The organism is Stenotrophomonas sp. STEN020 (assembly GCF_056760195.1).
Genome location: NZ_JBRREI010000069.1, coordinates 1 through 20534 on the forward strand (window position 1 = coordinate 1; position 20534 = coordinate 20534).

At 62.9% G+C, this 20534-nt stretch carries 22 protein-coding genes; 9 read left to right on the plus strand and 13 right to left on the minus strand.

All coding sequences use genetic code 11. From position 1 onward, the window contains the following. Nucleotides 1–96: 96 nt before the first annotated feature. From ACVOLZ_RS19900 to ppsR, 3 genes are all read right to left on the minus strand, one after another. Nucleotides 97–585: an NUDIX hydrolase gene (locus ACVOLZ_RS19900; RefSeq protein WP_481517632.1), complete on the minus strand. Its 489-nt coding sequence runs from the start codon at nucleotides 583–585 to the stop codon at nucleotides 97–99. A 54-nt stretch (nucleotides 586–639) separates the two neighbouring features. Further along, nucleotides 640–1146, minus strand: coding sequence for a DUF1249 domain-containing protein (locus ACVOLZ_RS19905; RefSeq protein WP_481517633.1), 507 nt, complete (start codon nucleotides 1144–1146; stop codon nucleotides 640–642). A 280-nt stretch (nucleotides 1147–1426) separates the two neighbouring features. After that, nucleotides 1427–2248, minus strand: coding sequence for a posphoenolpyruvate synthetase regulatory kinase/phosphorylase PpsR (gene ppsR, locus ACVOLZ_RS19910; RefSeq protein WP_481517634.1), 822 nt, complete (start codon nucleotides 2246–2248; stop codon nucleotides 1427–1429). Between the two features lie 197 nt (nucleotides 2249–2445). Here ppsR and ppsA point away from each other — a divergent pair, with 197 nt between their 5' ends. Continuing rightward, nucleotides 2446–4821 (plus strand): phosphoenolpyruvate synthase, encoded by a 2376-nt coding sequence (gene ppsA, locus ACVOLZ_RS19915; RefSeq protein ID WP_481517635.1) that lies wholly within the window; start codon nucleotides 2446–2448, stop codon nucleotides 4819–4821. A gap of 198 nt (nucleotides 4822–5019) precedes the next feature. Here the strand turns inward: ppsA and ACVOLZ_RS19920 are convergent, their stop codons facing one another. From ACVOLZ_RS19920 to ACVOLZ_RS19935, 4 genes are all read right to left on the minus strand, one after another. Beyond that, nucleotides 5020–7290, minus strand: a complete 2271-nt coding sequence (locus ACVOLZ_RS19920; protein ID WP_481517636.1) for a thiamine pyrophosphate-dependent enzyme — start codon at nucleotides 7288–7290, stop codon at nucleotides 5020–5022. Nucleotides 7291–7349: 59 nt separating this feature from the next. Beyond that, nucleotides 7350–7973, minus strand: a complete 624-nt coding sequence (locus ACVOLZ_RS19925) for a glutathione S-transferase family protein (RefSeq protein WP_481517637.1) — start codon at nucleotides 7971–7973, stop codon at nucleotides 7350–7352. A gap of 96 nt (nucleotides 7974–8069) precedes the next feature. After that, a complete protein-coding gene (locus tag ACVOLZ_RS19930) occupies nucleotides 8070–8606 on the minus strand; it encodes a GNAT family N-acetyltransferase (protein ID WP_481517638.1) in 537 nt (178 codons plus the stop codon). 281 nt (nucleotides 8607–8887) lie between these two features. Next, a complete protein-coding gene (locus tag ACVOLZ_RS19935) occupies nucleotides 8888–9721 on the minus strand; it encodes a glycine zipper 2TM domain-containing protein (protein ID WP_481517639.1) in 834 nt (277 codons plus the stop codon). A 176-nt stretch (nucleotides 9722–9897) separates the two neighbouring features. Between ACVOLZ_RS19935 and ACVOLZ_RS19940 the strand changes: the two genes are divergently transcribed. Further along, nucleotides 9898–10119, plus strand: coding sequence for a DUF6116 family protein (locus tag ACVOLZ_RS19940; protein WP_062166057.1), 222 nt, complete (start codon nucleotides 9898–9900; stop codon nucleotides 10117–10119). A gap of 3 nt (nucleotides 10120–10122) precedes the next feature. Next, nucleotides 10123–10887, plus strand: coding sequence for a TatD family hydrolase (locus ACVOLZ_RS19945; protein ID WP_481517640.1), 765 nt, complete (start codon nucleotides 10123–10125; stop codon nucleotides 10885–10887). Between the two features lie 181 nt (nucleotides 10888–11068). Here the strand turns inward: ACVOLZ_RS19945 and ACVOLZ_RS19950 are convergent, their stop codons facing one another. After that, a complete protein-coding gene (locus tag ACVOLZ_RS19950; RefSeq protein WP_481517641.1) occupies nucleotides 11069–11860 on the minus strand; it encodes a tRNA threonylcarbamoyladenosine dehydratase in 792 nt (263 codons plus the stop codon). 129 nt (nucleotides 11861–11989) lie between these two features. Between ACVOLZ_RS19950 and ACVOLZ_RS19955 the strand changes: the two genes are divergently transcribed. After that, a complete protein-coding gene (locus tag ACVOLZ_RS19955; RefSeq protein WP_481517642.1) occupies nucleotides 11990–12427 on the plus strand; it encodes a cytochrome c in 438 nt (145 codons plus the stop codon). A 111-nt stretch (nucleotides 12428–12538) separates the two neighbouring features. After that, nucleotides 12539–13036, plus strand: a complete 498-nt coding sequence (locus tag ACVOLZ_RS19960) for a glycine zipper 2TM domain-containing protein (protein ID WP_481508457.1) — start codon at nucleotides 12539–12541, stop codon at nucleotides 13034–13036. A 72-nt stretch (nucleotides 13037–13108) separates the two neighbouring features. Here ACVOLZ_RS19960 and ACVOLZ_RS19965 read toward each other — a convergent pair whose 3' ends face one another. Further along, entirely contained in the window at nucleotides 13109–13318 is a 210-nt protein-coding gene (locus ACVOLZ_RS19965) for a cold-shock protein (protein ID WP_282271583.1), read from the minus strand. Nucleotides 13319–13551: 233 nt separating this feature from the next. Here ACVOLZ_RS19965 and ACVOLZ_RS19970 point away from each other — a divergent pair, with 233 nt between their 5' ends. From ACVOLZ_RS19970 to arsC, 3 genes are all read left to right on the plus strand, one after another. After that, the gene (locus ACVOLZ_RS19970; protein WP_481517643.1) at nucleotides 13552–14037 is read left to right on the plus strand and encodes a DUF456 domain-containing protein; all 486 of its coding nucleotides are present in this window, start codon (nucleotides 13552–13554) and stop codon (nucleotides 14035–14037) included. A gap of 122 nt (nucleotides 14038–14159) precedes the next feature. After that, on the plus strand, nucleotides 14160–15299 hold the full coding sequence (locus tag ACVOLZ_RS19975; protein ID WP_481517644.1) for a phospholipase A: 1140 nt from the start codon (nucleotides 14160–14162) through the stop codon (nucleotides 15297–15299). 3 nt (nucleotides 15300–15302) lie between these two features. Continuing rightward, a complete protein-coding gene (gene arsC / locus ACVOLZ_RS19980) occupies nucleotides 15303–15653 on the plus strand; it encodes an arsenate reductase (glutaredoxin) (RefSeq protein ID WP_481517645.1) in 351 nt (116 codons plus the stop codon). A gap of 55 nt (nucleotides 15654–15708) precedes the next feature. On the opposite strand, the gene ACVOLZ_RS19985 is transcribed toward arsC, so the two are convergent. After that, a complete protein-coding gene (locus ACVOLZ_RS19985) occupies nucleotides 15709–16242 on the minus strand; it encodes a DsbA family protein (RefSeq protein WP_481517646.1) in 534 nt (177 codons plus the stop codon). A gap of 187 nt (nucleotides 16243–16429) precedes the next feature. Between ACVOLZ_RS19985 and ACVOLZ_RS19990 the strand changes: the two genes are divergently transcribed. Continuing rightward, nucleotides 16430–17539: a sterol desaturase family protein gene (locus ACVOLZ_RS19990; RefSeq protein WP_481517647.1), complete on the plus strand. Its 1110-nt coding sequence runs from the start codon at nucleotides 16430–16432 to the stop codon at nucleotides 17537–17539. Nucleotides 17540–17618: 79 nt separating this feature from the next. Here ACVOLZ_RS19990 and ACVOLZ_RS19995 read toward each other — a convergent pair whose 3' ends face one another. The 3 genes from ACVOLZ_RS19995 to ACVOLZ_RS20005 form a co-directional block, all read right to left on the minus strand. Next, nucleotides 17619–18254: a glutathione S-transferase family protein gene (locus ACVOLZ_RS19995; RefSeq protein WP_481517648.1), complete on the minus strand. Its 636-nt coding sequence runs from the start codon at nucleotides 18252–18254 to the stop codon at nucleotides 17619–17621. A 159-nt stretch (nucleotides 18255–18413) separates the two neighbouring features. Then, nucleotides 18414–18719, minus strand: coding sequence for a hypothetical protein (locus ACVOLZ_RS20000; RefSeq protein ID WP_481517649.1), 306 nt, complete (start codon nucleotides 18717–18719; stop codon nucleotides 18414–18416). Nucleotides 18720–18811: 92 nt separating this feature from the next. After that, on the minus strand, nucleotides 18812–20329 hold the full coding sequence (locus ACVOLZ_RS20005) for a fumarate hydratase (protein WP_481517650.1): 1518 nt from the start codon (nucleotides 20327–20329) through the stop codon (nucleotides 18812–18814). Nucleotides 20330–20534 lie beyond the last annotated feature (205 nt).

Sequence of the window (20534 nt, forward strand, 5' to 3'; positions counted from 1 at the left end):
GACCCCGCTCCTCCAGCCCCTTCTCCCACATCGCTCAATACAGCCTTGGTGGTTTGCGCCACGGCGCCCAGCCTCCCCCCCCCCCCCCGCTCGCCATTACAGCCGCGTGTAACTCCAGGACTGCATGCGCCCGTCGCGGTACGGCATCACCCCGTGGAACGGACGCGGGTCCGCATCGAACACCAATGGCAGGAAGTGGCGATCACCCTCCCACAGTGGCAGTGACTCCAGCTGATCCACAGCCACCCATTCCAGGGTGCCTTCCGGATTTACGTCCATCGGCGTGCCTGTGTAGTCATCGATGACGAAGATGAAGGCAAACCAGTCCTCGCCGTTCTTGCCGAAACCCGGCCAGCTGATGCTGCCGCGCAGACGGGTTGTACCGCACTCGATACCAGCTTCTTCGCGGATCTCGCGATGCATGCAGGCAAGGATGTCCTCGTCGGTCTCCATCTTGCCGCCCAGCCCGTTGTACTTGCCCAGGTGCATGTCACCGGGCCGGGTATTGCGGTGGATCATCAAGGCCTTGCTGCCGTCGGCAGACAGTACGTAGCCGAGCGTGGCCATAATCGGGGTGTACGGCATAGCGACAACCGGAACCAGAGGGGCGTGCAGTATGACCGATGCGTCGCCTGCGCCTCAGCCCGGCAACACATCCATGCGCCGCATTGGCACCACGGTGCTGTCGACGCGGCGCAGCGTAGCCACGCTGTGGCCGCGTTCGGCCAGATATTCCAGCCATTTCCCAAGGAAGGTGTTCATGCGCATGCGATGGCTGATCAGCGCTTCCGGCGGCGGGTACATGCCCATCACGTCCTGCCAGCGCCTGCCGACGTAGCAATGCGTGGTTTCAGCCTGGCGTGCATCGCGGTAAAGACGCACGAACGCCGAAGGATCAGGCTCGCCGGTGACCGGATCGCACAGGTCGTAGGTCATCCGCAGCTCCACCGTGTAACGGTGGCATTCGATCACATCCAGGCGCAGATCCAGACCGTCACCGATGCTGGAAAGGTGGCTGCCAACTTGCAGGCGATCCGGTGCGAACAAGCGCATCAAATGATCGTGGTTCTCCGCGTACAAGCCCATCAACCAACCTAGACGGCTGAGTCGGGGAATGCGATCAATGCGGGAGAGTGCGCCTGCCATGGGGTGATCCTACACGCCGTGGCGTGTAGGACGCAGCAACATCGATCACCAGCGTCCGGTCGTAGTGCCGAGCGATGCTCGGCAGAGGCGTTCCCGGGGGCCCCAAACATTGTGGGAGCGGCGTGAGCCGCGAAGCTGATGGTTCAATGGACTTGCAGGGCGCCCTGCGATTTCATTGACGGGGGCTGCGCGGCTGACGCCGCTCCCACAAGACAAATCAAGGTCAATCAGGGTTTACCGGTAACGCCTCTGCCGAGCATCGCTCGGCACTACCTGTGATTCAGAACATCTCGCGCTGCAGGCCCAGCGTGCCGAGCACCTTGCTGGAGATCTCTTCGATCGAGGTGTGGGTGGTGCTCAGGGTCGGGATGCGTTCCATGCGGAACATGGTCTCGGCCGCGGTGACTTCGCGCTTGCAGGTCTCGAAGCTTGCGTAACGCGAATTCGGGCGGCGCTCCTGCCGGATCTGCTGCAGACGCTCCGGGTCGATAGTCAAACCGAACAGCTTGTTGCGGTAGGGACGCAGACGCGGCGGCAGGCGATCCTGCTCCAGATCCTCTTCGGTCAACGGGTAGTTGGCTGCACGGATGCCGTAATGCATGGCGAGATAGATGCAGGTCGGGGTCTTGCCGGCGCGCGACACCGCCACCAGCACCAGGTCGGCCTCGTCGTAGTTCACTGCGATGCCGTCGTCGTGGCTGAGCGCGAAATTCATCGCATTGATACGACGATGGTAAGTGTCGAAATCCACCATGCCGTGGGCCTGACCAACTTTGGAGTGGCGGGCGGAACTGAGCTCCTGCTCCAACGGCCCGATGAATGGGGCAAACACGTCCAGGACAAGGGCGCCGCTCTCTTCCAGGATCGAGCCCAGGCTGGAATCCACGCAGGAACTGATCACGATCGGACGCACCTGGTAGCGCTCGCCTGCGGCCCGGATGCGCGCCGCAGCCTCATGCGCCTTGTCTGCATCGTCCACGAACGACATGCGATCAGTAACGAAACTGAAGCCATTGAACTGGGTCAACAGGCTGTGGCCGACGGTCTCGGCGGTGATGCCGGTGCCGTCGGAAACATAGAAAACCGGCCGGATTGCCGTCATGAAAGCTCCCTTCAGAGTGTGATCCTGACCACGGGTCAAGCGTGATGACCTAGCCTGTCCCAGAAAAGACAAGCACAAGACAAAGTATTGTCACAAGCTTGTGCGGCTTCGGTGTGCATTGCATCATATTGGCTTCTTCCTACGGACGTGGCCATCCCAAGCCCGCCACGGGCGATGGCCTCAACGGAGCATCGCGCTTGAACGAGAATATCCTGTGGTTGCATGAACTGCGCTTGGCCGATTTGGCCCGCGTAGGTGGCAAAAACTCCTCGCTTGGGGAGATGATCGGCAATCTAGCCGGTCTGGGGGTGTCCGTCCCCGGTGGTTACGCAACCACGTCCGAAGCGTTCAAGGACTTTATTGCCCATAACGACCTGTCCAAGCGCATTTTCGACAAGCTGGCCACGCTTGACGTGGAAGATGTCGCCGCCCTGACCGTTGCCGGCAAGGTCATCCGCGACTGGGTGATCGATGCGCCGCTGCAGCCGCAGCTGGATCAGGACATCCGTGCCGCCTACGCCAAGCTGAGCGCCGAAAACGGCGGTGGCGACATCGCCGTGGCCGTGCGCTCCTCGGCGACTGCCGAAGATCTGCCGGACGCCTCCTTCGCCGGCCAGCAGGAAACCTTCCTCAATGTCACCGGTGCCGACGACGTCGTGCACAAGGTCAAGGAAGTGTTCGCCTCGCTGTACAACGACCGTGCCATCGCCTACCGCGTGCACCACGGTTTCAAGCACGAAGACGTGTTCCTGTCCGCTGGCGTGCAGCTGATGGTGCGCTCGGGCGTGGGTTCGTCGGGCGTGCTGTTCACCTTGGACACCGAGTCCGGCTTCCGCGATGTGGTGTTCGTCACCTCCTCGGTCGGTCTGGGCGAGATGGTCGTGCAGGGCGCGGTCAATCCTGACGAGTTCTACGTCTACAAGCCCAGCCTGCATGCCGGCAAGCCGGCGATCCTGCGCCGTTCGCTGGGCTCCAAGGCCATCCGTATGGTCTATTCGGACGTCCCGGGCGAGCGCGTCAAGATCGAAGACACCCCGGACGAGGTGCGCAACACCTTCTCGATCAGCGATGAGGACGTGCAGGAACTGTCCAAGCAGGCGCTGGTCATCGAAAAGCATTACGGCCGCCCGATGGATATCGAGTGGGCCAAGGATGGCGTCAGCGGCAAGCTGTTCATCGTCCAGGCCCGCCCGGAAACCGTGAAGTCGCGCGCCAAGGCCACCCAGATCGAGCGCTATGCGCTGCAGGAAAAGGGTGAAGTCATTGCCGAAGGCCGCGCCGTTGGCGCCAAGATCGGCGCTGGCGTGGCGCGCGTGGTCAAGTCGCTGGACGACATGGCCCGCGTGCAGCCGGGCGACGTGCTGATCGCCGACATGACCGACCCCGACTGGGAGCCGGTGATGAAGCGCGCGTCGGCCATCGTCACCAACCGTGGTGGCCGCACCTGCCACGCCGCGATCATCGCGCGCGAGCTGGGCGTGCCGGCCGTGGTCGGCTCGGGCAATGCCACCCAGCTGATCCAGGATGGCCAGGAAGTGACCGTCAGCTGCGCCGAAGGCGATACCGGCTTCATCTACGCCGGCAAGCTGGCCTTCGACCGCACCACCACCGATCTAGGCAACATGCCGCCGGCACCGCTGAAGATCATGATGAACGTGGCCAACCCGGAACGCGCCTTCGACTTCGGCCAGCTGCCGAACGCCGGCATCGGCCTGGCCCGTCTGGAAATGATCATCGCCAGCCACATCGGCATTCACCCGAATGCGCTGCTGGAATACGACCGTCAGGATGCTGCCACCAAGAAGAAGATCGACGAGAAGATTGCCGGCTACAAGGATCCGGTGAGCTTCTATGTGGACCGTCTGGCCGAAGGCATTGCCACCCTGACCGCCTCGGTCGCACCGAACCCGGTGATCGTGCGTCTGTCGGACTTCAAGTCCAACGAGTACGCCAACCTGATCGGCGGCAACAACTACGAGCCGCATGAAGAGAACCCGATGATCGGCTTCCGCGGCGCCAGCCGTTACGTCGACCCGAGCTTCTCCAAGGCGTTCGCACTGGAATGCCAGGCCGTGTTGCGCGTGCGCAACGAGATGGGCTTGGAGAACCTGTGGGTGATGATCCCGTTCGTTCGCACCCTGGAAGAAGGCCGCAAGGTGGTGGAAGTGCTCGCCGCCAATGGTCTGAAGCAGGGCGAGAACGGGCTGAAGATCATCATGATGTGCGAAGTGCCGTCCAACGCACTTCTGGCTGACGAGTTCCTGGAGATCTTCGACGGCTTCTCGATCGGCTCCAACGATCTGACCCAGCTGACCCTGGGCCTGGACCGCGATTCCTCGATCGTCGCGCACCTGTTCGACGAGCGTAACCCGGCGGTCAAGAAGCTGCTGTCGATGGCGATCAAGAGCGCACGTGCCAAGGGCAAGTACGTCGGCATCTGCGGCCAGGGCCCGTCCGATCACCCGGATCTGGCCGAATGGCTGATGCAGGAAGGCATCGAGTCGGTGTCGCTGAACCCGGACACCGTGGTCGACACCTGGCTGCGCCTGGCCAAGCTGAAAGCCAATAGCTGATCCAGCTGTTAGTGTTTGAAAACAAAACCCCGCCTTGGCGGGGTTTTTGTTTTTCTGTGGGACAGCGACGTTTGCGGGCTTTTTGTAGGAGCGGCGTCAGCCGCGAAACCACAGATCAGTCAGGTCGCAGACACGCCGGCGACTTCAATAATCCCAGCTTCGCGGCTGACGCCGCTCCTACAAGGTGCCGCTAGCGGCTCACACCAACTCGGCCGCTGCAGCCACCACATCCGCATCACCCGGCAACACCAGCAAGGCCGCACCAGCCAGCGGCGTATAGGTGTCCACACCGGTCACCCGGCGCAGCGGCACCTGCGCGTGACCGGCTTCGACCAAGGCGGTGATCACGCCCTCGCCTACGCCTGCACTCTGGCGACCTTCGTCTAGCACGATGATGCGCTTCGCACCCTTGGCCTGCTCGGAGATGTAGCCGGCATTGAGCGGCACCAGCCAGCGCAGATCGACTACCCGCACCTTCCAGCCATGCTGCTCCTCGATGCTCTTGGCTGCGCGCAAGGCCATCGGCACGCCATTGCCGTAGCTGATGATCAACAGATCATCATTGCCTTCGCCATAAACCCTGCCCTCGCCCAGCGTCAGCGCCTGATCCGGTGCCGGATACGGGAACAGCCATTGGCCGTCGCCCGCGGCATGCAGGTCCTTGGTCATGTACAGCGCGATCGGCTCCAGGAACACGCAGACCCGCCCATCGACTTTGGCCAAGGCGGCGAGCGTGCGCAGCATTGCTGCAGCATCATCGCCACGCGATGGACAGCCCACCACCAGCCCGGGAATATCACGGATGGCGGTGATCGAGTTGTCATTGTGGAAATGGCCGCCAAAGCCCTTCTGATAACCCAACCCAGCGATGCGGATCAGCATCGGGTTGCGGTACTGGTCATTGGAGAAGAACTGCAGCGAGCAGGCCTCACCACGCACCTGATCGACCGCATTGTGCAGATAGGCCAGGTACTGGATTTCCGGCAGCGGCAGCATGCCCATGTTGGCAAAACCCTGGGCCATGCCCAGGATCATGGTCTCGTCGAGCAGGGTATTGAATACCCTGCGCGGACCGAAAGCTTTCTGCAGGCCCTTGGTAACGGTGTATACGCCACCCTTCTGCGCCACATCCTCACCAAACAACAGGGTTTCCGGGTACTTGGCGAAGAGGTCGTGCAGTGCCTGATTGATCTGCACCGCCAGATGCTTGGCCGGCTGATTCTCCGGCAAGCCGGCCTCGCTGCCGAACACCTGCAAACGCCGCTCGCTGTAGTCGCTGCGCGCAGCCTCGGCTCGCACTTTGTCCGGCGTATACGGCGCCAGCGGCGCGATCACATCCTGCAGCTCGGTCAGGCGCGGGCGCTTGTCGGCATCCTCGGCCGCGGCGAAGCAGCGCTGGCGGGTGTGTTCGTACAAGGCCAGCACTTCGGCCTTGTCCATCAGCCCGGACTCCACCGCAACCTGCGCCGAACGCAGCAACGGATCGCCGGCTTCCACCGCGCACAGCTCCTCCAGCGCCCGCCATTCGATCTCGAAATCGGTGCCAGCATGGCCCATCAGGCGGGTGGTGCGCAGGTGCAGGAAGGTCGGTCGTCGTGTGCGTCGGCAGTGTTCGACTGCGCGCTGTACGTCGGCATAACCGTTGACCAGATCCAGGCCGTCGGCATGGAAGTAATCCAGCCCCGGCCGATGCCGGAAGCTTTCGGCTATCCAGCCTTCAGGCGTCTTGACCGAGATGCCGATGCCATTGTCTTCGCAGACGAACAACACTGGCGCCGGCAGCTTCTGGAAGCTGCTCCAGGCGGCCGCATTGAACGCGGTCTGCGCGGTGGCGTGATTGGCCGAGGCATCGCCGAACGAGCAGATGGTGATGCTGTCATCGGGAATCGGCAGCCCCTGTCCCAGCCGCTTGCCGGCTTCGATCGCCATCGCCGTGCCCAGCGCCTTTGGCAGGTGCGAGGCGATGGTCGAGGTCTGTGGCAGCACCCACAATGGCTTGCTGCCCCACACCTTGTGGCGGCCGCCACTGGCCGGATCGTCCTTGCTGGCCGCGAACGACAGCGCCGAGTCCATCACCGGGTCCATACCGGGCAGCTTGCGGAAGCGCTCGGCCATGAAGCCGCCGGAGCGGTAATGCAGGAAGGCCGGGTCGGTATGCCGGGCGGCGCGCGCCACCATCGCATTACCTTCGTGGCCAGACGAGCCAATCGTGTAGAAGACCTTGTTCTGCACCCGCAGTACGCGTGCCATCAAATCCAGATGACGACTGATCAGCTGGGATTCGAACAGTTCGCGGAAGCCTTGGGCATCCAAGGCGCTACCCGGCAACACCGGCGCAGCCGGCTGCGGACCTTGATCCGGGCCCGGCGCCAGCGCGCTGACGAATTCGATGAAATTGGTGTCGCAGATCTCAGCGCGGTTCAGGCCCTTCATGCGGGCCGGAATGGGATTCGGTACACGAGCAAACATGCAGACAGACTCCACAGCAAACAAGTGAGACAACGGAATCAAGCATCAACAACAAAGATTCAACCCGCGAGTATCGGCATGAAGCCGGGCTGGGCCTGCACCGCCTGTACCCAGCGCTGGATCGCCGGATACGACGACAGGCCAATGCCACCATCTTCAGCGACAGCGGTGTAAGCGAACAAAGCGATATCGGCAACGCCGTAATCGGGACCGGTGAACCACGGATTGCCCTGCAGGTGGCGTTCCATCACAGCCAAGGCCTCATGGCCACGCTCGCGCAGACGCGGCAGTTCAGCGCGTCGCGGAGAATCGGCCGCCGTCCAGATACTGATGAAGCGCGCGACGGCGATATAGGGCTCGTGGCTGTACTGTTCGAAGAACATCCACGACAAGGCCTGCGCCCGCTGCCAACCATCGCTCGGCAGGAACGGGGTGCCTTCAGCCAGCCAGAACAGGATCGCATTGGATTCGGTCAGTACTCGACCATCGGAGCGCTGCACCAGCGGCACTTTTCCGTTGGGATTGAGCGCCAGGAACTCCGGGGTGCGGGTCTGGCCTTCGGCGCTGTTCACCTCGACCCAGTCATAGCGCGTACCCAACTGCTCCAGCAGCAAACGCACCTTGTGGCAGTTGCCCGACGTTGACATGCCATACACCCGCAACCCAGCACCCGAAACACTCACTGATCCACTCCCCGCTACCGAACTGGCAGACGACAGCTTCCATCTGAACGGATCACGGGTGCTTCGGTAAAGCTGCGACCGCAGCAAAAAGCGATCTCAGCGCCGTGACATCCACTGCTGCCGGGATTGCCCCCACACATCCACCTCCATATCGGCAGGCGCTGGCAAGCGTGCTTGCCTCAGCAAGGTGGAGCCCAGCTTGCGGGCCACCGCCACCGAACTGGTATTGGCAGGCACGATGGTATGGATCACTTCCTGCCAAGCCAGCGTATCAAAGGCCCAGTCGGCGCTGACCCGCGCCGCCTCCGGTGCGTAGCCACGGCCCCAGAACTCGGAGGCGATGCCCCAGCCTACTTCTGTGCCCGGCCAGCCATGCGGCTGCCAAGGCCCGACCCGGCCGATCCAGCGCCCGCTGCTTTTCTCGATCACCGAGAACATCGAGTAACCCAGCAGCTGCCAACTTCCGGTCAACGCCGCCAGGCTGCGCCATGCGACCGAAGCCGCCTGTACGCCACCGAGATGCTGCATGGTCTGCGGATCGGCGCAGAACGCTGCGAATGCCTCGAAATCCTCGGCACCTGGTGGCCGCAGCAGCAGGCGTTCGGTTTCCAGTCGCAGGTCGAAGACACTCATCGCGGTTCCTGTGTGCGGCAAGCAAGGACGCTGAGCTTGCGCCGGCCACCCCTGCCGGTCAAACCGGCGCTAGCTTGCTGGCACTTGTTTGTGGGAGCGGCGTGAGCCGCGAAGCTGACAATGCTCGCCCCCTAAAGAGGTATTCGCACCACCTGATAGCGTGTGGGCTTCGCGGCTTACGCCGCTCCAACAAAACAATAAAAAAATCCGATGCCAGAGGTCTGGCATCGGATTCCGGGTGATTCAACTGCTGAAGAGAGCAGGTCTACGGCTTGCGATGGTTACTGGCGATTTGCCGCCGGTGCCATCGCCGCGGTCTGCGTCACCAGCTGGCCGTCGATAACCGGAAGGCGATCGCTGGCCGGCTTGTCCTGCATGCGCACGGTCTTTTCTGCGCCGTCGTAACGGTAGGTCACGTCGTAACCGATGGTCTGGTTGGCATTGCCCAGCGACACGCGCTCACCCGGACGGCTGTCCATGCGCATCGTGCCGGTGCTGCCATCGGGCTTGCGGTAGCTGACGTTGTAACCGGTGATGCGGCTGGACTCGGCGGTGCGCTGCTCGGTATGGCACTGGCGCTCGGTACGGTTCACCACACGGCCGCCTACATGGCGCTTGTCGACCTGGTTGCCGATCAAGCCACCTGCGACGGCACCGGCAGCGGTGGCTGCTTTCTTGCCGTTGCCACCACCAACCTGGTTGCCCAGCAGGCCACCGATGACCGCACCGGCAACGGTGCCGCCGACATTGCCGTCACGTTCGGGCAGACGTTCCTGCACTACCACGTCCTCGCAGACTTCATGTGGGGTGCTGGTAGTGGACGTTTCACGGATCGGATCGCTGCCAGTGACCGTGCCGTAAACGCGTTCCTTCTGCGTCACCGTGGCAACCTTGAGCACGTCGGCGTACTGCAGCTGCGGTTCAGCCGGGGTTTCCACCTTGCCGGTAACCGCGGCGTCGTCTACCAGCGGCGAGGTATCCAGCACCGGGCGTGCGCCCTCGACCAGAGGCGCGGTGCTGGCCTTGTCGCGGCCCTGCATGAAGGCGGCGGTGGCGATGCCACCTACCAGCAACGCGCCGGCGGCAACCAAAACGGTCGTGGTTGTGCTCTTCATGATCTGTCTCCGTGCGGCTGGCCGCGGTTGTGTTGGGGGGATTCCAGCATGGATAAGCTGAACAGAGGCTAGTATTTCTGTCAGATCGCTATCGAAATCGTTCTAGTCGTCGCAATATTCAGCCTGCTGGCCCTGATCTCACAGGACAGTCTGAACCCTTCTCATCTGGATACGCCATGTCGAGCATGATGTTGTCGCCGTTTCTGGAATGGGCACGCAAGCTGCGTTACCCCACCCTGTTCAAGCTGACCGGTGCGCTGTTCGTCATCAGCATGCTGCTGCCCGACCCGATCCCGTTTGTCGATGAAATCCTGTTTGGCCTGAGCACCTTGCTGCTCGCCAACTGGAAGCGACGCAAGGACCCGGCCGAGCCACCGATACTGCCGGGCAAGCGCTGAGCCGTGCAGCTGGTAGACAGCCACTGCCATCTGGATGCAGCTCAATTCGACATCGACCGCGAGGCGGTGATCGCCCGCGCCGGCGCTGCCGGCGTGGGCATGCAGATCGTGCCGGCGGTGACTGCGGCCAGCTGGCCCAAGCTGCGCGAGGTCTGCGCGGCCGATGCAGGGCTGCATCCGGCTTACGGCCTGCACCCGATGCTCCTGCCCGAGCACCGTCCCGAGCATCTGCAGCAGCTGCGCGATTGGGTGGAGCGCGAGTCGCCCTGCGCCATCGGTGAATGCGGGCTGGACTTCTTTGTCGACAATCTCGACCCTGCCGAACAGCGCATGTACTTCCAGGGCCAGCTTGAGTTGGCGCGGGATTTTCAGCTGCCGCTGATAGTGCATGCGCGCCGCGCCCTGGATGAAGTGATCCAGCGCATCCGCCGTGTCGGCAAACTCAGCGGCGTGGTGCATAGCTTTTCCGGCAGTCCAGAGCAGGCCAGGCAGCTATGGGACCTGGGCTTCATGATCGGCCTGGGCGGCCCCATTACCTATACCCGCGCAAACCGGTTGCGCGGCCTGGTGACGCAGATGCCCCTGGAATTCCTGCTATTGGAAACCGATGCCCCGGATCAACCGGATGCAGGCATCCGCGGCCAGCGTAATGAGCCGGTGCGGCTGCGGCAGATCCTCGATACTGTTGCCGAACTGCGCCAGCAACCTGCAGAGGATATCGCCGCGCAGACCACGGCCAATGCGAAGCGACTGTTCAAACTGCAGTAACGACGCGCCCTGATTTTGTAGGAGCGGCGTCAGCCGCGAAGCTCGTACTGGCTGGGCCGCACACAATTCTAGAACTGCAGCTGCGTTGGATTGCCTTCCCATGCGCGCCAGCAGAGATTGTCAGCTTCGCGGCTGACGCCGCTCCTACAAGCAATCACCGCTTCTACCAGCTGCTGTGTTATTAGGCGCGGTTCTTCAACAGCATTTCCAACGCCTTGCCCACCGCCACGAACGCAAACGCACCAGTGATATGCGTTGCCGCGCCCAGGCCGCCGCCGCAATCCAGCTTCAGTGCCTCATCCGGGCCCAGGTTCGGGCGGATGCCGCAAACGCTGCCGTCAGCCTGCGGGTACTTCACGTTTTCCAGCGAATACACCGCCGGCACACCGAAGTAGCGCTTTGCGCTCGTGGGGAAGTTGAACTCGCTGCGCAGCTTCTTGCGGATCAGCGCCATCATCGCGTCATGCTCGGTACGCGACACGTCGCGCACCCGCACCAGAGTTGGGTCCGTGCGGCCACCAGCAGCACCGATGGTGATCATCGGCAGCTTGCGACGGCGGCACCAGGCGATGGTTTCCACCTTCACCCGGAAGCTGTCGCAGGCATCGATCACCAGATCAAAGCCGCGGTCCAGCAGCTCGGCCATGTTGGCAGGCGTCAGGAATGACTCCACCGCCTCGACCTCGACATCGGGATTGATCGCACGGCAACGCTCGGCCATCGCCAGCGCCTTGTTGCGACCGTACTGCCCGGCCATCGCCGGCAGCTGCCGATTGGTGTTGGAGACGCAGATATCATCGGCATCGATCAGGCTCAAATGGCCCACGGCCGAGCGCACCAGCGCCTCCACGATCCACGAGCCAACCCCGCCCATGCCAACCACCGCGACCTTGCAGCCACTTAGATGGGTGATGGTGCCGGCCCCGTACAACCGGTCGATGCCGGCAAAGCGCTCACGCAATTCTTCTTTCATCGGCGCATTTTACGGCCTGCCCCGGACCTGCGGCGAGCCGGGTGTCGCCACGATGACGCGGGCTTCGCTCACGCCACTGCATAATGGCCGGCAGTCGAACCCCTTTGCCAATAGCCTGGAGCCAACGCAATGTCCGACCCTGCACCCGCCCGCCCCCCGTCCAAAGCCTCGCGTTACCTGTTCGTTCTGGTCGCCGGCCTGCTGATCGGGGTGATTGCCACCGTGATGGGGATGCGCGCCATCCAGGCCCGCCAGGATCACTTCCCGGACAGCCTGATGACGGTGATGGCCAAGCAGGCCCAACTGCTGGGCGAGAGCCAGAAGCAGAATCGCTGCAGCGTCACCGACAGCACCCCGCGCCTGCAGACCCTGCGCGCACTGGCCAACGATCTGGAAACCGCCTTCCCCGGCCTGCGTGATGACGAGCGCTTCCAGCAACACGCCAGCCGCTATCGCGCCACCTTGAACGATGCGCTGGCCAAGCCACCGGCAGATTGCGCGGCACTGGCTGCTGCAGTGCAAAAAATCGGCAGCGACTGCAAGTCATGCCATCAGGACTTCAAGTAAGCAAACTGCGTTTTCACATGTGATTGGCCCTCCATTCACACGCAAAACCGCAGGATCTTCGCCGCGGGTCACTCAGCTGTACCCACTTTCAATCTGGCAAGGAGAAACACCATGAAGATCCAACTGATCGCTGTAGGCGCAATTGCCAGTCTGGCGCTGGCCGGTTGCGCCACCTCCCCCGGTTACGGCGGTGGTTACAACAACGGCGGCTATAACAATGGTGGCAACTACGGCAACAACAACGGCTACAACCAGAACCGTTGCACCGACTGCGGCATTGTCACCCGCATCGATACTGTCGCCTCCGGGCGCACCGCTCCCAGCGCTACCGGCGCCATCCTGGGCGGCATCGTCGGCGCGGTGGCCGGCCATGAAATTTCCGACAAAACCGGCGGCAGCAAGGGCAACCAGAACATCGCCGCCGTCGCAGGCGCCGTTGGTGGTGCGATGGCTGGCAACAAAATCCAGCAGAACGTCACCGGCAACTCGTATGACATCCAGGTCCGCATGGACGATGGCCGCGTGATCGTGGTCAACCAGAAGGACCTGGGCGGGATCCGCGAGAACACCTATGTGCGTGTGGTCAACGGCCGTGTGGTGATCCGCTGAGCTGCTACCGTTAGCGCTGACGAAGAAAGGCCCGCTTGCGCGGGCCTTTCTTTTGGCTGCACGTCGGCCGGATCAGGCCGGTTGTACGGCGTCAGCCTGCAGGCCCTTCTGGCCCTGCACTACGGTGAAGGTGACCTTCTGGCCTTCCTTCAGGCTTTTGAAGCCATCGGTCTGGATGGCACGGAAGTGCACAAACACGTCCTCACCATTTTCGCGGCTGATGAAGCCGAAGCCCTTGGCGTCGTTAAACCACTTGACGGTACCGGTTTCGCGATCAGACATCTCGACTAACTCCCTGTAGCTCTTTCGTTTGATGGTTACGCCCGGTAAGGCGGCTGGTTGCAAGGAGGAAGCGAGGTGCAACGATGCAGCAAATCCTTGGATCTACCCATCAGGCCACGATTCACGGTGACCTTGCCAAGCTCAGCGGCTGCAACTTAACTCGGGCCAAACGAAATTGCAACACCGGCACATGCATTAAAGTCAACCCCTATCCGACCCCCCTCCGAGTAAACATGGACTATTCATTCATCTTCTATCTGGTCGGCGCCCTGCTGGTCCTGGTCGGCATCGCCGGCATCATCCTGCCCGCGCTGCCGGGGGTACCGCTGGTCTTCGTCGGCCTGCTGCTGGCGGCCTGGGGCGATGGATTTGACCGGGTGGGCTGGCTGCCACTGGTGGTATTGGGCGTATTGACGGTCATATCGATCATCGTGGATGTGCTCTGCACCATCGCCGGTGCCAAGAAGGTTGGCGCCAGCAAGCTGGCCCTGATCGGCTCGGCGATCGGCACGGTGGTTGGCCTGTTCTTCATGCCTATCGGCCTGTTTGTTGGCCCGTTCCTCGGCGCGCTGGGCGGCGAATACCTGCACGGCCGCCAGCTCGGCCAGGCCACCAAGGTCGGCCTCGGCACGTGGCTGGGCATCGTCCTCGGGGTCGCACTCAAGCTGGGCCTGGCGGTCGCCATGGTCGGCGTGTTCGCCATTGCCTGGTTTTTCTGAGGGCCGCCGTAACGCCACCTCGACCCGGGAATCACCGACAATCCCCACCTTGCCACTGCTGCCGGCGTGCAACGCCCTCGATTGCCCCGGCCCGGCCACCCCACAGCGACCGGATGGAACCCATGCGAACACAAGCTCTTCCCCATGCCCTACTTCTCATCCTGAGCGGCGCCAGCGCTTCGGCCTTGGCCCAGGAATCGATGCCGACGCCCGCCTCGCCGCAGGCCTGCTTCGCGCTTGAGACCGATGCCACCCGCCTGGCCTGCTACGACAACGCGCTGGGCCGCACCGCCACCGATACCCGCGCAGCCGATGCTGCGGCGGCCGCTGCTCTACAGGCGCGCAAGGAGGCCAAGGCCACCGCCAAGGAGCTGGACGAGCCGCTGCCGCGCCGCAACGAGCTGTTCGCACATGACGAACTGGACGCCGCCGCCGCCAATGCCGGCCGCGGCTCCTTGCTGGACAGCCGCTGGGAGCTGGCCAAGGACTCCAAGCTGGGCTTGTTCCAGCTGCGCGCCTACAAGCCGGTGTATCTGCTGCCGGCATTCTGGAGCAGCAAGCCCAACGAGATGCCGCACTCGCCCAACCCCAACAACACCGTCACCCAGGCCGAGGAGCTGGACAGCACCGAGCTGAAATTCCAACTCAGTTTCAAGACCAAGGTCACCGAGAACCTGTTTGGCGACAACGGCGACATCTGGGTCGGCTATACCCAGAGTTCGCGCTGGCAGGCCTATAACAGCGAACTGTCGCGCCCGTTCCGCGAGACCAACTACGAACCGGAAGTGATGCTGACCTTCCGCAACGGCTACTCGCTGTTCGGCTGGAACGGCCGCATGACCGGCTTCAGCCTCAACCATCAGTCCAACGGCCGCAGCGATCCACTTTCGCGCAGCTGGAACCGGGTGGTGATGAATGTCGGCCTGGACCGTGAGAACTGGGCCATCATGCTGCGCCCGTGGTACCGCATCCCGGAAGGTCGTAGCGACGACAACAACCCGGATATCGAGGATTACATGGGCCGTGGTGACGCCACCCTGGTCTACAACCGTAACGGCCATGAGCTGGCCATCACCGGCCGCCATTCATTGCGCAGCGGTGATCGCTCGCATGGCTCGCTGCAGATGGACTACGGCTTCCCGATCAACAAGCTGCTGCGCGGCCATGTGCAGGTGTTTGATGGCTACGGCGAGAGCATGATCGATTACAACCACCGGGCGACGTACATCGGCCTGGGCGTGTCGCTGCTGGAGTGGTTCTAAACAATGAAAGCCACCATCTGGCACAACAACCGCTGCTCCAACTCTCGCGGCGCACTGGCGCTGTTGCAGGAGGCCGGTGTCGACATCGAGGTCATCAACTACCTCGACAGCCCGCCCACGGCCGTACAACTGCGCACGCTGCTGGACGCCATGGGCATGCCGGCCCGCGACCTGTTGCGCAGCAAGGAAGCAGCCTATGCCGAGCTGGGACTGGCCGCCAAGCTCGATGACGAGGTCGCACTGATCGAGGCGATGAGCCAACACCCTGCGCTGATCAACCGCCCCATCGTGCGTACCGCCAAGGGCACGGCCTTGTGCCGCCCGCCGGAAACCGTGCTAAGCCTGATCGACTGAGGCACGTTATGTGCAGCACCTGCTCTGGCGCCGCACTGGGCTGCGCCAGACAGCCTCAGTTGCGCTTGGCGCTGGCCTGGACGATGGCGTCGTAGAGCTCTTCGAAGCTTTGCCTGGGCTGGAACAATTCGCCATTGATGAAAAAAGCCGGCGTACCGGTGACGCCGCTGCGCACGCCACTCTCGATATCACGCTGGATACGCAGCAGATGGTTGTTGTCATCCATTGCTGCGGCCAGGCCTTCTTCGGGCAAGCCCAACTCACGCATCAACTCGCGGTAGACCACCTCACCCAGCTGCTGCTGGCTGCGGAACAACGCGTCATGCGCCTCCCAGAATTTACCGTGGACGGCGGCGTACTCGGCGGTGATCGCCGCAGGCAACGCCTGTGGGTGCGCCTGCACCAAGGGGAAGTTGCGGAACACCAGGCACAGCCCCTCGCCAAAGCGTTGTTGCAGGCGCTTGACCAGGGAGAACGCCTCGCCGCAATACGGGCACTGGTAGTCCGCGTATTCGACCAATACGACTGCAGCATCCAGATTGCCCTGGATGTGATCAGCCGCGCTCACCGGAACCGTCAATCCACTCATCCATCCACCCCAGATCATTCCCGGAAAGGCCACCTTACAAGCACATCGCGTGTCCGTGCCTGATGCAGATCAAGCTACCGGCATACGTGCACAGCCAGTGTGAAGCAAGCCGCCCCTGACTCCCGTAGCACTTCCCCCGTTCAGCAGAGACAGGCAGAATCGCCGGATCAGAGACAGGAAGTCCGCAATGATCCGTACCCGCCGCTCATTCTTTGCCTACAGCTCTGCGCTACTCGGCGTGTTGAGCCTGCTGGCGGTCGCCTGCTTCCATTTTCCTGAACTACTCACCAGCCGCGAATTCCGTGCGGTTTACAACGAGCAATTTGCCCGCCATCTGTTGCTGGTGGGTTTGGCAGCGGCTTTCATCATGGGCACGGTTGCGATCCTGCGCGATCGCAACAAGCGTATCGCCACCTTGGGCGTGGGCACAGCAACCGTGGCGGTACTGCTGGGCGGCACAAACGTTCAGTTCGATGCCATCGGCAAGACGCCTTACTCGCTGGGGCTGGATTGGTTCGTGCTGTCGCTGTTTTTCTCGGCGCTGGTGTTCGTGCCGCTGGAGCGCTACCTGGGCAAACGCGAGCTGTCGCCGTTACGCCCCGGCTGGCGCACCGATGTGGCGTATTTCTTCATGAGCCACGTGCTGGTGCAGTTCATCCTGATTCTGGTCACCGCCTCCACTTCGACCATCGCCGGGCTGGCTGCCTTCCCCTCCTTGAAAGCAGCCATCCAGTCGCTGCCGGTGTGGGCGCAGTTCCTGATCGCGGTCTTCGTCGCCGACATGGCACAGGCACTGCTGCACCGCGCGTATCACAATATTCCCTGGCTCTGGCGCTTCCACGCCGTGCACCACTCCAGCCGCCATATGGACTGGCTGGCCGGCTCGCGCGTGCACTTTGTCGAAATCGTGCTGACCCGCAGCGCCGTGTTGCTGCCGCTGTTGATCCTGGGTTTCTCGACCTCGGCGGTGAATGCCTACGTGATTCTGGTCGGCCTGCAGGCGGTGCTGGCGCATGCCAACCTCGGCATCCGCTTCGGGTGGCTGGAATACCTGCTGGTACTGCCGCGCTACCACCACTGGCACCACGCCCGGCAGCAGGAGTATGTGGACGTCAATTACGCCATTCACCTGCCGCTGGTGGACATGTTGATGGGCACCTTCAAGCTACCGCGCGATCAGGCCCAATGGCCGCAGGAATACGGCGTGATGAAACTGGAGACGGTGCCCAACGGCATCATCAAACAGCACCTGATGCCATTCCAAGGCGGACGCAAGTTCGACGACTACGTCGATTGAAGCAGTCATATCCCCATTTTTGTGGGAGCGGCGTAAGCCGCGAAGCTACCGTCCCCTACAGGCTTCCGCTTCGCCCCAATCACCACCAATCGTCAATTCGCTCACGCCGATATACCTCGGCAAACGCCGGCCGCGCCTTCATCCGCGTCGCATGCGCAGCCAGCACCGGCCAGTTATCGGTAGGCCGCGGCATATTGCGGCTCCAGCGCATCAACATGGTCAACATGAAATCGACGACGCTCAGCTGTTCGCCCAGTACACAAGGGCCGTGAGCACCCAGGTGATCAGCCATCTGCTGCCACGCTGCCTCCAGCTGCACGCGGGCACGCGCTTTCACCTCCTCCGCATTCGATTCTCCCGCCGGCTCCTGCGGATAGAACCAGGCGCGGTAGGCCGGCATCAAGGTGTACACGCAGAAGCACATCCAACGGTAGTAGTCACCGCGTGCAGGCGTACCTAGCGCGGGCGCCAAGCCCGCCTGCGGGTGCAGATCAGCCAACTGCATGGCGATGGCAGCGGACTCGGTCAGCACCTGACCATCGATGATCAGTGCTGGTACGCGACCGGCAGGATTGATCGTCAGGAACTCCGCTGACTTCTGCTCACCGCGTTCAAAGTCCAGCTGGCGCAGCTCGTGCTCTATACCAAGCTCAAGCAAGAGCCAATGCACCACCAATGAAGCAGTGCTTTGCGATCCGTACAGAACGACTGACATGCGCTGAGTTCCCGGCAGGAGGAAGCGCATTCTAACCAAGCCTGACCTGCCCCTTGTGGGAGCGGCGTAAGCCGCGAAGCTGATGATTTGATGCCTTTCCGGGAAAGCCTCTGCCGAGCATGGCTCGGCACTACAGGTTAGCCGCAGCTATCGGCTGGTTCAGTTGCAACTGTTCATGCAGCCGTTCAAGCGCTCACCACATACCGCAGCGGCTGACCGGTTCTGGCAGAACGCCTGTGAGGTCTGGCAGGCACCGCGCAGCTCGGGATTGGTGATCTTGTCGCACTGGTTGTTACGGTTTGCTTCGCCGCAATCGCCGTAGCTGCGAGGATTGGCGTTGCAGAGCTCATACGCTTTTTGGCAATAGCTGACGCAGGCTGCGGGGTCATTGCGAGGCGCGTCGCCCCAGCCTCCGCCACCGCTCGCGCAAGCGGCGAGCAAGGACAACACCACAAAAGCCAGCATCCATTGGAATCTGCGCATCGAACCATCCCTGCAAACGACGACGTCCCGAGCATAGCCCGGGCCGTCGTTGCATCACCAGTGACAGATGCCGATTACTCGACGATCACCGGAATCTTGCCAATGCGTGCCTGCCATTCGCGCGGACCAGTCTTGTGCACCGATTCACCGGTGGAGTCGACTGCCACGGTCACCGGCATGTCCTGCACAGTGAACTCGTAGATGGCTTCCATGCCCAGGTCGGCGAAGCCGACCACCTTGGAGGCCTTGATCGCCTTGGACACCAGATAGGCCGAGCCACCAACCGCCATCAGGTAGGCCGACTTGTTGTCGCGGATCGCCTCGATCGCCGCCGGGCCGCGCTCGGCCTTGCCGACCATGCCGAGCAGGCCGGTCTGCTCCAGGATCTGGCGGGTGAACTTGTCCATGCGGGTGGCGGTGGTCGGGCCGGCCGGGCCCACCACTTCGTCACGCACCGGATCGACCGGGCCGACGTAATAGATGAAGCGGCCCTTCAGGTCCACCGGCAGCTGCTCACCCTTGTTGAGCATCTCGACCATGCGCTTGTGCGCGGCGTCGCGGCCGGTCAGCAGCTTGCCGTTGAGCAGCAGGGTCTGGCCCGGCTTCCATGCAGCCACTTCTTCCGGGGTGATGTTGTCCAGGTCGACGCGGGTGCCCTTGGACGCGTCGTAGGTCAGCTTGGGCCAGTCCTCCAACGACGGCGGGTCCAGCATCACCGGACCACTGCCATCCAGGGTGAAGTGGGCGTGGCGGGTAGCGGCGCAGTTCGGGATCATCGCGATGGGCAGGTTGGCGGCGTGGGTCGGGAAATCCTTGACTTTGATGTCGAGCACCGTGGTCAGGCCACCCAAGCCCTGTGCGCCGATGCCCAGCGCGTTGACCTTTTCGTACAGCTCCAAGCGCAGCTCTTCGGCACGGTTCGAGGCGCCACGGGCCTGCAGATCGGCGATATCGATCGGCTCCATCAGCGATTCCTTGGCCAGCAGCATCGCCTTCTCGGCGGTGCCGCCAATGCCGATACCGAGCATGCCCGGCGGGCACCAACCAGCGCCCATGGTCGGCACGGTCTTGAGCACCCAATCGACGATCGAATCGGACGGGTTGAGCATGGCAAACTTGCTCTTGGCTTCCGAACCGCCACCCTTGGCGGCGACGATCACATCGACCGTATTGCCCGGCACAACCTTGACGTTGACCACACCCGGGGTGTTGTCCTTGGTATTGGTGCGCTTGCCGGCCGGGTCAGCCAGCACCGAGGCGCGCAGCTTGTTGTCCGGGTAGGCGTAGGCGCGGCGGATGCCTTCATTGGCCATGTCCTCGACGCCCATGGTGGCGTCGTCCCAGCGCACGTTCATGCCGATTTCCAGGAACACGGTGACGATGCCGGTGTCCTGGCAGATCGGGCGATGGCCTTCGGCGCACATGCGCGAGTTGATCAGGATCTGCGCGATGGCCTCTTTGGCTGCCGGCGACTCTTCGCGCTCATAGGCGGCGGAGAGGTTCTTGATGTAGTCGACCGGGTGGTAGTACGAGATGTACTGCAGCGCGTCGGCGACGGACTGGATGAGGTCTTCCTGCTTGATCGATGTCACGGGCTTGCTCGCTTGCTGAAGGCTGGCGGGGGTTCAGCCCACCATTTTACGCCTTGGAGACGCGCAGTGCTGCCCGTGGCTGTTTGTAGGAGCGGGGGGGGGGGCGCGGCCGGGGGGCGGCCGGGGCGGCGGGGCGGGGGGGGGGCGGGGGCCCGACCGGCGCCCCGCGGGGGGCGGGGGGGCGGGCGGGGCGGCGGCAGCCCCC